Here is a 12,727-nt window from a genome sequence, read left to right on the forward strand (position 1 = left end):
GACCTTCGTTGGCCGACCCTGGTGACCTGCACCATAACGGTCGCTCGGTGTGAAGGCAGCGCTGAGGGAAGCATTGCCGGCGGGGGAGCGGGTAGTTTCTCTCGCGGGTGGAGCGACGACCGTAGGGGGACGGATGACCGAGGATCGGCTCGAAGTGGATCGGGACGCGTTGGTGCGGTGCATCGCCGCGTGCGAGGTGTTGGCGGCGGACATGCGGGACCTGCGGGAGCGGGCGCACCGCGAACTCGCGCCGGAGAACTTCGGCCTCGGCGAAACCCATCTGCCGTCGGCGGCGGAACTGGCCGCGCGGTTCCGGGCGACGGCGATCGGCGGCCCGGGCGTCGCGGAAGAGAATTCGGCGGTCGGGACGTTCGCCGCGCACGAGCGTTACGCCTTGGACCTGAAGGCGAAGTTCGAAGCGGCGCTGGGCCGGTACGACGAGCAGGACGCGGCGACGGCACAGCGTTTCGCGCAACTCTGAGTCAGTGAACGTGCGCCTGCCAGTCCGACGGAACCCGGGGGCCGGGACCGGGGACGGTCTGATCGATCGGATGATGTTGCGGCGGGGCAAGTTCGGGACCTTCGAACGCCGTCTCGGTGGCGTAGTTCCAGAACCAGTCCTCGCCCGGTTCGAAGCTCCGCACGACGGGGTGCCCGGTGTCGGCGGCGTGTTTGGTGGCGTGCTGTTCCGGGGAGGAGTCGCAGCACCCGATGTGACCGCACTGCGCGCAGCGGCGCAGGTGCACCCACCACCCGCCGGCGCTGTCGCATTCGACGCAGCCTTCCCCGCTCGGCGGCACACTCGGGTCGATTCCGTCCAGCTCACCCATCGGTGACTCCTTCTGCTGCTGCGACTTCGGGTTCGATCGGAATGCGGACCTGGAACCGGGTGTCGCCCGGTTCGGATTCCACGCGCAGGTCGCCGCGGTGCTTCTTCACGACGATGCGCCAGGAGATGTCGAGGCCGAGCCCGGTTCCCTCGCCCACGGGTTTCGTGGTGAAGAACGGTTCGAAGATGCGTGACCGGATCTCTTCGGGCACACCCGGTCCGGTGTCGCCGATCTCGATGAGCGCCATGTCGCCGTCGCGCCGGGTGCGGACGGTGAGGGTGCCGTGGCCGTTCATGGCGGCGACCGCGTTGTCGATGAGGTTCGTCCACACCTGATTGAGTTCGGCGGCGTAGGCGGGGATCTGCGGCAGCGTGGGATCGTATTCCTTGACCACCGCGATCGAGTCGCCGATCTTGCGGCCGAGCATCACCAGCGAGCTGTCGAGGAGTTCCCGCAGGTCGATGCGCTGGTAGGGGGCACGGTCCATCTGCGAGTACTGTTTCGCGGCGTTCACGAGCGTGGAGACCCGGGCGGTGGAGTCGGCGATTTCGTTCATCAGCAGTTCGGTCTCGATGGTGTAGTTGAGCCAGCGGATCGCGCTCTCGACCATCGCTGCGTCGTCGACACTGGCGACGATCCGTTCCAGCCACGGCACGTCGAGCCCGGCCTGCACGAACGTGGGCGCCAGGTCCCAGCCGCCGGAGACGCCGTGGTCGTCGAACCAGTCGCCGAGTTCGTCCTCGCGGTCGGACGCCTCGAGGGGAGAGAGCGTCGGCGCCTTCGCCACCAGTTCGGCGGTCTCCTCCTGCAACCGGATCAACGTGGCCAGCGCCTGCCGGTCGTACACCCCCGACGCGATGACACCGAGTTTCTGCCGCATGTGCGACACCCGGTCGCGTAGCGACGCCGTCGCCCGGACCGCGGCGGCCGCCGGGTTGTTCAGCTCGTGCGTGAGCCCCGCCGACAGTGACCCCAGCGCGAGGAGGCGCTCCCGCTGATCGACGACCTGCTTCGCGTTCTGGTTGCCGAAGAACAGTCCCTCCAGCAGGTGCACGGCCATCGGGAACCATTCGCGCATCAGCTGCCCGAACCGGTCGGCGTCGAGGACGAAGAACTTCGACGGCGCGGTGACGCGCATCGACGCGGTGTACGTCTGGGGCGCGCGGTCGCCGAGGTACGACTGCCAGGCCCCGGAGTACACGCCGCGCTGCGACGTCCGGTTGAACTCGATCTCCTCGCCGCCCGACAGCTTGCTCAGCACGAGTTCGCCTTCGATCAGCACGTAGAAGCACGTTGCGACCTCACCCTCCGCGAACACCGGGCCGGGTTCGATCAGCTCGACGTGCCCCTTCTCGCAGAGCTGCTCGAGCTGGTGGTCGGTGAGCTTCTCGAAGAGGAACAGCGTCCTCAGCTCGGGGGGATCGCACGGAAGTCGGCTCATGGTCTGCCCCTGGTCATGGTTGGCCGATGTAGCGGTGGACGAGCATCACGGCCATGGCGCCTTCGCCGACCGCCGACGCCACCCGCTTCGCCGACTCCGAGCGCACGTCCCCGGCGGCGAAGATCCCCGGAACACTGGTCTCGAGGTGGTGCGGGAGACGGTCGAGGGGCCAGCCGCGCGGCGGCTTGCCGTCGACGACGAGGTCGGGGCCGGACACGACGAACCCGTTCTCGTCCCGCGCGACGACGCCGTCGAGCCAGTCGGTTCGCGGGGCGGCGCCGATGAACAGGAACAGGAATCCGGCGTCGACGGTCTGCTCGTCGCCGGTCGCGTTGTTGCGCAGCCGGATCTTCTCGAGGTGCGCGTCGCCCTCGACGCCGATCACCTCGGTGCACGGCCGGACGCGGATGCGCGGGTTCCGTTCGATCTGCTGGACGAGGTAGTACGACATCGAATCCTCGAGCGACTGTGCCCGCACGACGATGGTGACCGTCCGGGCGCCCCGTGACAGGTAGACGGCGGCCTGTCCGGCGGAGTTGGCCCCGCCGACGATGTACACGTCCTGGTCGGTGCAGCGGGCCGCCTCGGTGACGGCGGAACCGTAGTAGACGCCGCGGCCGGTGAGGTCGTCGACGCCGGGCGCGGGATGACGCCGGTACGAGACGCCGGTCGCCAGGATGATCGTGTGCGCGTCGACGGTGTCGCCGTCCGCGAACCGGACCGTCCGCGCCGAGCCGTTGACCTCGAGCGCCACGACGTCGCGGGTGGTGATCAGTTCGGCCCCGAACCGGGTGGCCTGCCGGCGGGCCCGTTCGGCGAGTTGCGCGCCGGACACGCCGTCGGGGAACCCGAGGTAGTTTTCGATGCGCGAACTCTGCCCCGCCTGCCCACCGGTGGCCGTCCGCTCGATCAGCGCGGTGCGCAGCCCTTCCGAGGCGCCGTACACGGCGGCGCCGAGGCCGGCCGGGCCTCCGCCGACGACGACGAGGTCGTAGAAGTTCTCCGACGGGTCGGTCCGCAGTCCGAGATGCCGGCCCAGTTCGGTGTCCGACGGTTCCACCAGGCATTCGCCGTCGGCGCAGATCACGACCGGCAGGCGCCGGCCGTCCTCGCCGGCGGCGCTGAGCAACCGCCCGCCCTCCGGCTCGTCCGACATGTACCAGCGGTACGACAGCTGGTTGCGGGCCAGGAACTCGCGCACCTCCGAAGACCGCGGCGCCCAGCGATGCCCCACGACCTTCGTCTCCTCGGCGGGGTGGTGATCGGACGACGCCCACGCCTCGAGCAGGGCGTCGACCACCGGGTACAGCTTCTCTTCGGGCGGATCCCACGGCTTGAGCAGGTAGTGATCGAGGTCGATGACGTTGATCGCCTCGATGGCCGCGTCCGTGTCGGCGTACGCGGTGAGCAGCACCCGGCGCGCGACCGGGTACAGGTCCATGGCCTTCTCGAGGAACTCGATCCCGCTCATCGCCGGCATGCGGTAGTCCGCGAGGATGGCCGCGACGGGATCGCCGCGCAGCTTCATCTGCTTCATCGCGTCGAGTGCGGATTCGCCGGATTCGGCGCGGATGATCCGGTACTTCTCACCGTATCGGCGCCGCAGATCGCGGGCGACGGCGCGCGACACCCCGGGGTCGTCGTCGACGGTGAGAATCGCAGGCTTGCCGCTCGCTACGGGATGGTTCACACACGCCCTCTCGTCCGTGAGAACTGCGAGGTACTCCAAGGACTCCGAGTATTGCCCCGGGGCGCGTCTTTGTCGACCGGGTTCAGTCCTGGCGCTGCATCTGTTCGGGCTCGGCCGCGGCCGTCCGGCGGCGCCGCGACCACACCGTGCGTCCGGCGGCACCGGCCAGCGCCAGAACGACGACGGCGGCCCCGGCGATCGGACCGGCGATGTTGCCGGGGAACAGGCCCTCGAGCAGCAGCCAGACGCCGAACGCGAAGAACAGCACGGCCGCGCCGATGCGGATGACGCTCTCGGGCAGATGCTTGCCCAGGACGGCGCCGACGACGATGGCCAGGGCATCGGCCGCCACCATGCCGACGGTCGAGCCGATCCACACGCCGATCGTGTCGTGGTCGGTGGCGAGGGTGATGGTGGCGAGCATGGTCTTGTCGCCGAGTTCGGCGAGGAAGAACGCGGAGGTGACGGCCAGGAACGCGGAGCGGGTCGCGCGGCCCGCCTTGAGTTGCTCGTCTTCGCTGAGGTTGTCGCCGCGCAGCGTCCACGCGCCGAAGATCAGGAAGGCGATACCGCCGACGACGCTGATCGCCGCGGTCGGCAGCGCGACACCGAGGTAGTGGCCGACGGCCACGGACACCAGGTGGACCACGGTGGTCGCGACGGTGATGCCGGCGATGACGACCCACCAGCGGTAGCGCAGGGCGAACGTCATCGCCATCAGCTGGGACTTGTCTCCCAGTTCGGCGACGAAGATCACGCCGAAACTCAGCAGCGCGGCGGTCAGCACGGCACATCCTCCTCCAGTAGTGGGTCGGAGGATGGAATGGATTCCTCCGGCCTGGCAGACGCGGCGATGCGTCTGTCGGCCGAAGGTCTCGCCCACCGGTGTGGAAACCGGTCCGCCAGGCCGGGCCCGGAACCTCGCAGTGCGAGATTACCGCGCCAGTATGTCGACACAGGCGATTGGGGGCTACTCCCCTTCGTTGCGACCCACGTTAGCGAGGGCCGAACGAAAAGGCAAAAGCGACAATAAGTTTGGGGTCCCGGGGGCTCAAACTTCGGGTACCCTCACGAGGCCAGCAGCATGGCCAAAACAGCGGTGTCGGGATCGCTGATCGGGTCGATGCCGACCCGGCTGACCATGGACGTCACCGTCCCGTCCGCCTCCGCCTCCACCCATGCCGCGCGGTGTTCGAGCCCGAGGTGGGGGAGACCCGGGAGCAGAACACAGCCCGAGGCCGCGCCCGCGCACTCCGGGAGCGACGGGGTGGTCTCCGACGGCGGGTGCAGCATCATCAGCGCCGGCGGCAGATGATCCGCGAACCGGCCCGGAGCGAGCGCGAACTCCCCGAGGACCGTGCCCTCGGCCACCACGAGACCAACCGTCTCGGGCTCGGGTTCCTCGGGCAGGTCCTCGTGCGCTCCGAAGACCGTGGTGGTGCGGAGCAACCCCGGAACGCACGCCACCCGCACGGCGAGCGCCAGGAGCTGAGCCCACTCCTTGGTGGTGTCGGGCCAGCGCCCGGAAATGACGAATCCCCGCAAGGTACCCGCGGCCTGGAAGGGCGAGATGCCGATGTAGCCGTCCCTGTTCATCTCTGCCTCCTCGGTGTGTGATGACACGCTTCGAACATGATTCGTTCTGCACACCTCGTTGGGTACTTGAAGAATGCGCCCGACAGTGCCTGGCACACAAGAGCATGGGAGTGCTAACTGCCTCAGGTGAACACAGACGTCTCAGAGAATCCTCAGAATCGTCACAATCTGCCGCTACGAAAGCCACCTACCCTCACCGGAATGACCTCTGAGCGCACACGGAATTCCGCGAATCACGCCCGAACCGAGTCGACGCGAAAGGTCCTCACACCGCGGCGGGTCGCCGCGGCCGCCATGGCAGGTCTGGTCCTGGCATCCGCAGGCGGGCTCGGATACGTGTTCCTCGGCGACGGCTCGGCCGACAGCCGGACCGTGGCGATCGTCAACACCGACGCCGGCGCGACCGTGGACGGAAAACCGGTGCGGGCGAGCGACACCCTGATCGAGAAGCTCGAGGCGAACGAGGCGTTCGACTGGCAGGTGGTCGACGCGGGCGCCGCGGCGGGCGGCGACTGGTTCGCCACGGTGACCGTGCCCGAGGACTTCAGCGAGGCCGTCTCCTCGGTGTGGGGTGCGAAGCCGCGGCAGGCGACCCTCGGCCTCGACGTCGCGGGTTCCGACTCCGCGGCGTCCGAGGAACTGTCCGGGGTGGTGTCCTCCCAGATCGGCGCGGACGGCATCACGGATCTGCTGGCGGACATGTCCTCGTCGCGGACGCGGTTCCAGCAGGCGGGAATGACGGCCGGGTTCCTCGCGGCCGGGACCGCCGCGGCGGACGATGCTGCGCAACAGCTCACCGAGGGCGCCGACACCCTGCTCCCGTATCTCGAGACGGCCCGAGCCGGTTCGGTGCAACTTCTGGAGGTGGCCGATCAGGTGGCGGGCGTGGTCGGTGAGACGTCGGGAACGGCCAACGGCCTCGCGGACCGGTTGAGCGCGCTGGGGCTGACCCTGGGCCAAGCGAACGCCAGCGCGACCCAGATGCGCACCAGGATCGACGACGCGATCCGCGTCCTCGACGGCACACCCGTTGCATCGGACGTGGTCCCGTCGCTCCGGCAGGTCGGTGCCGACCTCGACCTGCTCTCCGCTCAGCTGGGTTCGGTGCCCGGTCTGCTCGGCGGACAGGTCGGCCCCGACACCGACCTCGGCGAACTCGTGCGGGTGGCGATGGGTCAACTCACCGACGCCAGCGATCAGCTGAGCAGCGGGGCCAGGCAACTGAACGACGGCATCGTCCCGATCGCCGATCAGGCGCCTGCGATGCTCGAAGGCGCCACCTCGCAGATCGTCGACGGGTTCGCGAAGCTGAAGACGCTGTCCGGACAGCTGTCCACCGACCTCAACAACGGGGTCGCGGCGATGCCGGTGCGCACGGCGGCCCAGCAGAATCAGCTGGCGACGGTGCTCGCCGAACCGGTCGCGGTGACACGCACGCTGTCCGCACCGGCGCCGATCCTCACCGCCGAGCACCTCGCCGTCGGCTTCGGGATCACCACCGTGCTGCTCGCCGGCGCCGTCGTGTGGATGGGCCTGCGGCGCAGGGCCTGACCGTCAGCCGGCGTCCTGGATCCGACGCCACGGCGCGGCCTGCTCGAGTTCGAACGCCAACTCGAGCAGGGTCCGCTCGTCGCCGTGGTCGGCCGAGAAGTGCGACGCCAGCGGCAGACCGCGGGACGTCTCGTGCATCGGCAGCGAGATGGCGGGCCCGCCCGACGCGTTGTTCAGCGGCGTGAACGCCGTGTAGGCGATCAGCTTGTCGAACAGTTCCTCGAAACTCTGTGCCGGCGAAAGATATCCGAGCTCCGGAGTGGTGTGGGCCAGGGTCGGGGACAGGATCACGTCGTACTTCTGGAAGATCTGCGCGTACTCGCGGTACGTGCGCCGCAACCGGTACAGCACCCGCGGCGTCTTCGCGATGTTCTTGCGGTACATCGCGGCGAGTCCGCGCGTCAGGTTGTCCGTGGCGTCGCGGTCGAAGTCCGGTCCGAGCATCCGTTTGCCGTTGCTGGAGATGACGAACGACAGGAACCCCCAGTAGATGCAGAAGTCCTCGATGAACGAGGTGCCCACCGGCATCGGGCACTCCTCGACGTGGTGGCCGAGATCCGCGAGCAGATCGGCGGTCGCGTGGACCGATTTGCGGGTCTCGTCGTCCGTGCGGGACGCGGTGACCGAATCGACCACCACCCCGACCTTCAGGCGGGTGCTGCTCGGCCCCTCGACCAACCGGATGGGCGGCAGCGTGGGATTGCGGTAGTAGCGTTCGGCGGCCGCCATCCACCGTGCGGTGTCCCGCACCGAGCGGGTGACGGCGCCCTGCGCGATGATCCGGATCGGCAGCGTCTTGTCCATGGCGTCGGGGACCGTCCGCCCGCGGGACGGTTTCAGGCCGACGAGACCACAGGCGGCGGCGGGGATGCGGATGGATCCGCCGCCGTCGTTGGCGTGCGCGATGGGCACCACACCCGAGGCGACGAGCGCCGCCGAACCACCCGACGACGCACCCGGCGAAAACGCGGGATTCCACGGATTGTGCACGGCCTCGGCGTCCATGAACTCGGTGGACGCGCTGAACCCGAACTCCGGCAGCCTGCTCTTGCCCAGCGAGAGCACACCCGTGGACAGGTACTGCGTGACGAAGTCGCTGTCCACCCGGGCGGGTTTCGCGGCGAACGCGACGCTGCCGTGCTGGGTGGGCACTCCGGCGACGTCCACGTTGTCCTTGACGACGGTCGGCACTCCCGCGAACACGCCCTCGTGCGGGCGGTCCGCCTCCGCCAGCGCTCGATCGAAGTCGGCGAACGCCAGGGCGTTCAGCGCCGGCCCGACCGACTCGGCGCGCGCGATCGCCGCCTCCGTCACCTCGCGGACCGACACCTCCCCGGCGGCGATCCAGGCCGCGAGGCCGGTGGCGTCGAGGTCGCCGAGCGCGTCGTCGCGGAAGGCGTGGACGACGGTGTCGTCCCTGGCGGGGATGCTGGACTCGGTCACTCGAGAAGCCTATTGGACGCTCGGCCTGCTCGGACGGGATTTCGCACCCGAAACGGCCACGGGCGCCCGGAACACCGAGACGGTGTTCCGGGCGCCCGTGGCCGCGAAAAGCGAGAACTAGACGATCAGGCCCGCGGTCTGGGTGCGTGCCTTCTCGAAGCGAGCGGCGACGTCGGCCCAGTTCACGATGTTCCAGAATGCCTTGACGTAGTCGCCCTTGACGTTCTGGTAGTCGAGGTAGAAGGCGTGCTCCCACATGTCGAGGAGCAGCAGCGGCGTGAGGCCGATCGGGATGTTGCCCTGCTGGTCGTACAGCTGCACGATGAGCAGGCGCTGGCCGATGGAATCCCAGGCCAGGATGGACCAGCCGGAGCCCTGAATGGCGTTGGCGTTGGCCGAGAAGTGGTTGCGGAAAGCGTCGAAGCCGCCGAACTGGTCGTCGATCGCGGCCGCGAGCTCACCGGTCGGCTTGTCGCCGCCGTCCGGGGAGAGGTTGTTCCAGAAGACGGTGTGGTTCGTGTGGCCGCCCAGGTGGAAGGCGAGGTTCTTCTCGTGCAGGTTGACCACGGCGGGCAGGGTGTCCGACTCGCGGAGCTCGGCCAGCTTGTCGAGCGCCGTGTTGGCACCGGTCACGTACGCGGCGTGATGCTTGTCGTGGTGCAGTTCCATGATCTTGCCGGAGATGTGCGGCTCGAGAGCTGCATAGTCGTACGGGAGTTCCGGCAGCGTGTAAACAGACACGAGGGTCCCTTCATCAACGGGCTGTGAGCCCTGGTGTGTTCCGGGTGTCGACGGCACGTGGGCACGCGCCTGACACCCGCCTTTGGCGAATCGTTCTCGGGTATATACCCAATCTCATTGGTACACCCTGCGCAACAGTTGGGGTCACGGAGCGATTCCCGGAACGGAAAGTTCGGGCACCCGAAGAAAGGCTGGCACGGCGACACTGAATGTCGTGAGAATTCGTCCGAGCGGTGAACGGAACCTTAAGCTGACGCGATGCCTTCGCTGACACCTGTTGCAGATTCGCATGCGGCCGCGCCGCGTGTGGAGCTCACGGGCGCGAATCTGCTCCGCTTTTTCGCTGTTCTGGCCGTGATCTACTCACACATCTCGTTCTATCTGATCGACGACCTCGGAACCGGATGGTGGTTCATCGACGTCGTCTATCAGATCTTCATCGAGCGGGGCGGACTCAACCAGCATCTGTCGTTTCTCGGGGTCGCCATCTTCATGATGCTGACCGGTTTGTTGATCACCCGTTCGGCCATTCGCCATGAACCCGGGCAGTTCCTGTTCAATCGGCTCGGCCGCATCCTGCCCGCATTCTGGGTGGCCGTCCTCGCCGCGATCGTGCTGGTCCGCCTCGGCATCAACGGCATGTTCAGCGGCCAGGACGGGGTGTCGAACGTCGACGCCGCGCTGAGTTTCGTGCTCGGCGGTTTCTTCCTCAAACCGGAGGTCGCGGTGCTGGGGGTCACGTGGACCCTCGCCGTGCAGATCGTGTTCTACTTCGCCTGCGTCGCCGCGCGTCCCGTGCTGCGGACCCTGCCCATCGCGATGCCGATGGCCGGCGCCTCGATCTGCGCCCTGATCCTGCTCTACAACCTGTACGTGCCGCAGCCGTACACGGTCCCGATGCTGTCGAAGATCGCCGCGACGCTTCCCGCCGTGTTCCTCGGGCAGATCATCTACCTCGGCTGGGCGCGGCTCGCGGACTGCCGGTGGATCGTCGTCGCCGGGCTGGCGCAGGTCGAGGTGATCCGCCTCGCCACCGACTTCCGCGTGTACTGGGCGGGCGATCACTACCTCTGGACGTTCGCCGTCGTCACCGCGTGCGTCGTGCTGGTGGGCCGGTACGACGGACCCGCGGCGCACTGGGCCGTCGTGCGGTGGACCGCGACCCGCAGTTACGCGATCTACCTCGTCCACACGCTGATCCTCTATCGGGTGTACGAGCACACGGTCGGCTCGTTCGGCGAGACCGGGGCCGTCATCGCGTTTCTGGTGGTGACAGCGCTGGTGTCGGAGGCGCTCTACCGGTGGGTGGAGGTGCCCGCGACGGGCTGGGTCACCGCCCGCGCCGAACGGATGCGCATGCAGTCGGCGCTCGCCCGGGAGACCACTCCGGCACCGCGCGTAGCATCGAACCATGTCTTGGTACGACGAGCTTCTGGGTCGAGCAGCCGCTAAGTCCGTGATGGTCACCGCCGAGGACGCCCTCCCCGGACGTACTCAGCCGATCCCGGTTCCGGCGACGCACTTCGTCAACGGTCACCCCCTGAAACCCCCGTTCCCCGAGGGCATGCAGACCGCGGTGCTGGGCATGGGATGTTTCTGGGGCGCCGAGAAGGAGTTCTGGCAACTCGACGGCGTCTACACCACCGCGGTGGGGTACGCAGGCGGTTACACGCCGAACCCCACCTACGAGGAGACCTGCTCGGGACGCACCGGGCACACCGAGGCGGTGCTCGTGGTCTTCGATCCGAAGGTGATCTCCTACGCCGAGATCCTCAAGGAGTTCTGGGAGAACCACGATCCCACGCAGGGTATGCGGCAGGGCAACGATCAGGGAACGCAGTACCGTTCGGCCATCTACACCATCGACGAACAGCAGGTGGAGATCGCCGAGGCCACCGGTGAGGCCTTCGAGAAGCGGCTCGCCGAAGCCGGGTACGGCGCGATCACCACGGAGATCGCGCCGCTCACGCAGTTCTACTACGCCGAGGACTACCACCAGCAGTACCTCGCGAAGAACCCCGGCGGATACTGCCCCGTGCACGCGACCGGCGTCAGCTGCCCCGTCGGCCTGTTGAAGCAGGACGAGGTCCCGGCGCAGACCGACATCCTGCCGCCCTCGTAGGTCCCGGACTCTCAACCACGGGTCGCGGACCACGTGAGCACTGCGGACGCCGCGATGGCGCTGACGGTGCGCACGTGGTTCCACCCGGTCCAGCCCGACACGTAGTCGCGCCAGAAGTCCGCCGAGCCCGTCGCGTGGGGATCGATCGCGTCCAGCGCGTTGTTGTGCGGCACGTGGTAGACGATGGTCAGGACGATTCCCACGAGATACAGCGCGCACGCGATCACCGCGTAGACGGCCGAACCGTCGTGCCGCACCACACTGACGATCGCGAGCGCGATCGACGTCAGCGCGGTGCCGAACAGCGCCGTCATGAACCAGAAGTTCGGCGCCTCGCGGTTGATCGCCTGCATCGCCGAGATGCCCTGGGCCGGATCCAGGCGACCGAGCCCGGTCATGATGAACGTGGAGAACGCGAACATCACCCCGCCCACCACGCCGGCGCCGACCGCCGTGACGATCGTCAGATAGCGCTCCATGATCAAACCCTCCAGACCCCGGCCGCTGCTGCGGCGCGGACGTAGTCGGTGAAGTCGCGGGGCGCGCGCCCCAGTGCGCGTTCCACCCCGTCGGTGAGTGAGGCGTTGCGTCCGTCCAGCACCTCGTCGAACAGGTAGGTGAGCAGGCCGATCGCGTCGGACGGTACCCCCTGGCCTGCCAGCGCCGTCGAGTACTCCTCCGAAGTGACTGGCGTGTATCGGATTTCGCGGCCGGTCGCCTCCGCGATCTCGGCGACGGCGTCGCCGAACGACAGCAATCGGGGCCCGGTCAGTTCGTAGAGTTCGCCGGCGTGACCGTCCTCGGTCAATGCGGCGACGGCGATCTCGGCGAGATCGTCCGCGTCGACGAACGGTTCGAGCACGTGCCCGTCGACGGGCAGCGCGAGGTCGCCGGCGAGCAGCGAGTCGAGCATGAAACTTTCGCCGAAATTCTGGCCGAACCAACTGGACCGCAGGATCGTCCACTCGGCGCCCGCCGTGCGGATCGCGAGTTCGCCACGCTCCGCCTCGGTTTCACCGCGACCGGACAGCAGGACGAGGCGACGCGCCCCGTTCGCGACGGCAAGGCCGGCGAACTCCTCGACGGCCTCCGCCGCTCCCGGCACCGCGAGATCCGGGTAGTACGCGATGTACACCGAGGTGATGCCGTCGAGCGCCGGAAGCCAGGTGTCCCGGTTCTCCCAGTCGAACGGGGGAGTGCCGGCCCGGGAGGCGCCGCGGGCGGGCACGCCTGCGGCGGTGAGCCGGGCGAGGGCGCGGCTGCCGACCTTGCCGGTGGCGGTCAGGACGAGGGTGTGCGGAGTCGTTGTCATG

Annotated in this window: 13 protein-coding genes; 4 read left to right on the forward strand and 9 right to left on the reverse strand. The window is 68.3% G+C overall.

Annotated elements, in window-relative coordinates:
• Nucleotides 1–133 precede the first annotated feature (133 nt).
• Nucleotides 134–481, forward strand: a complete 348-nt coding sequence (locus AC1DWT_RS01055; protein ID WP_477919414.1) for a hypothetical protein — start codon at nt 134–136, stop codon at nt 479–481.
• Between the two features lies 1 nt (nt 482).
• Here AC1DWT_RS01055 and AC1DWT_RS01060 read toward each other — a convergent pair whose 3' ends face one another.
• The 5 genes from AC1DWT_RS01060 to AC1DWT_RS01080 all read right to left on the reverse strand — a co-directional run bounded on the left by AC1DWT_RS01060 (nt 483) and on the right by AC1DWT_RS01080 (nt 5,557).
• Nucleotides 483–830 (reverse strand): UBP-type zinc finger domain-containing protein, encoded by a 348-nt coding sequence (locus tag AC1DWT_RS01060; protein WP_206014353.1) that lies wholly within the window; start codon nt 828–830, stop codon nt 483–485.
• On the reverse strand, nt 823–2,271 hold the full coding sequence (locus AC1DWT_RS01065; RefSeq protein WP_387494689.1) for an ATP-binding protein: 1,449 nt from the start codon (nt 2,269–2,271) through the stop codon (nt 823–825). The genes AC1DWT_RS01060 and AC1DWT_RS01065 overlap by 8 nt, the downstream gene beginning before the upstream one ends.
• Nucleotides 2,272–2,284: 13 nt before the next feature.
• Nucleotides 2,285–3,961 carry an NAD(P)/FAD-dependent oxidoreductase gene (locus AC1DWT_RS01070; protein ID WP_072938720.1) on the reverse strand — a complete coding sequence of 559 codons (1,677 nt, stop codon included), beginning with the start codon at nt 3,959–3,961 and terminating at the stop codon, nt 2,285–2,287.
• A gap of 82 nt (nt 3,962–4,043) precedes the next feature.
• Nucleotides 4,044–4,748, reverse strand: coding sequence for a TMEM165/GDT1 family protein (locus AC1DWT_RS01075; RefSeq protein WP_072938717.1), 705 nt, complete (start codon nt 4,746–4,748; stop codon nt 4,044–4,046).
• 281 nt (nt 4,749–5,029) lie between these two features.
• On the reverse strand, nt 5,030–5,557 hold the full coding sequence (locus tag AC1DWT_RS01080; protein WP_072938714.1) for a peptidase: 528 nt from the start codon (nt 5,555–5,557) through the stop codon (nt 5,030–5,032).
• Between the two features lie 201 nt (nt 5,558–5,758).
• On the opposite strand from AC1DWT_RS01080, the gene AC1DWT_RS01085 reads away from it, so the two are divergent.
• Nucleotides 5,759–7,108 (forward strand): YhgE/Pip domain-containing protein, encoded by a 1,350-nt coding sequence (locus AC1DWT_RS01085; RefSeq protein WP_477919415.1) that lies wholly within the window; start codon nt 5,759–5,761, stop codon nt 7,106–7,108.
• A 3-nt stretch (nt 7,109–7,111) separates the two neighbouring features.
• On the opposite strand, the gene AC1DWT_RS01090 is transcribed toward AC1DWT_RS01085, so the two are convergent.
• Nucleotides 7,112–8,551, reverse strand: a complete 1,440-nt coding sequence (locus AC1DWT_RS01090; RefSeq protein WP_477919416.1) for an amidase — start codon at nt 8,549–8,551, stop codon at nt 7,112–7,114.
• Between the two features lie 117 nt (nt 8,552–8,668).
• On the reverse strand, nt 8,669–9,292 hold the full coding sequence (locus tag AC1DWT_RS01095) for a superoxide dismutase (protein ID WP_012691075.1): 624 nt from the start codon (nt 9,290–9,292) through the stop codon (nt 8,669–8,671).
• Nucleotides 9,293–9,550: 258 nt separating this feature from the next.
• Between AC1DWT_RS01095 and AC1DWT_RS01100 the strand changes: the two genes are divergently transcribed.
• Both AC1DWT_RS01100 and msrA read left to right on the forward strand, forming a co-directional pair.
• Nucleotides 9,551–10,744, forward strand: a complete 1,194-nt coding sequence (locus AC1DWT_RS01100) for an acyltransferase family protein (protein ID WP_095862803.1) — start codon at nt 9,551–9,553, stop codon at nt 10,742–10,744.
• Nucleotides 10,704–11,414, forward strand: a complete 711-nt coding sequence (msrA, locus tag AC1DWT_RS01105; RefSeq protein ID WP_095862804.1) for a peptide-methionine (S)-S-oxide reductase MsrA — start codon at nt 10,704–10,706, stop codon at nt 11,412–11,414. The genes AC1DWT_RS01100 and msrA overlap by 41 nt, the downstream gene beginning before the upstream one ends.
• An 11-nt stretch (nt 11,415–11,425) precedes the next feature.
• On the opposite strand, the gene AC1DWT_RS01110 is transcribed toward msrA, so the two are convergent.
• Nucleotides 11,426–11,893, reverse strand: a complete 468-nt coding sequence (locus AC1DWT_RS01110) for an anthrone oxygenase family protein (protein ID WP_477919417.1) — start codon at nt 11,891–11,893, stop codon at nt 11,426–11,428.
• A gap of 2 nt (nt 11,894–11,895) precedes the next feature.
• Nucleotides 11,896–12,726, reverse strand: a complete 831-nt coding sequence (locus AC1DWT_RS01115; RefSeq protein ID WP_477919418.1) for a Rossmann-fold NAD(P)-binding domain-containing protein — start codon at nt 12,724–12,726, stop codon at nt 11,896–11,898.
• Nucleotide 12,727 lies beyond the last annotated feature (1 nt).

It is taken from the genome of Rhodococcus sp. P4_B6 (genome assembly GCF_056402215.1).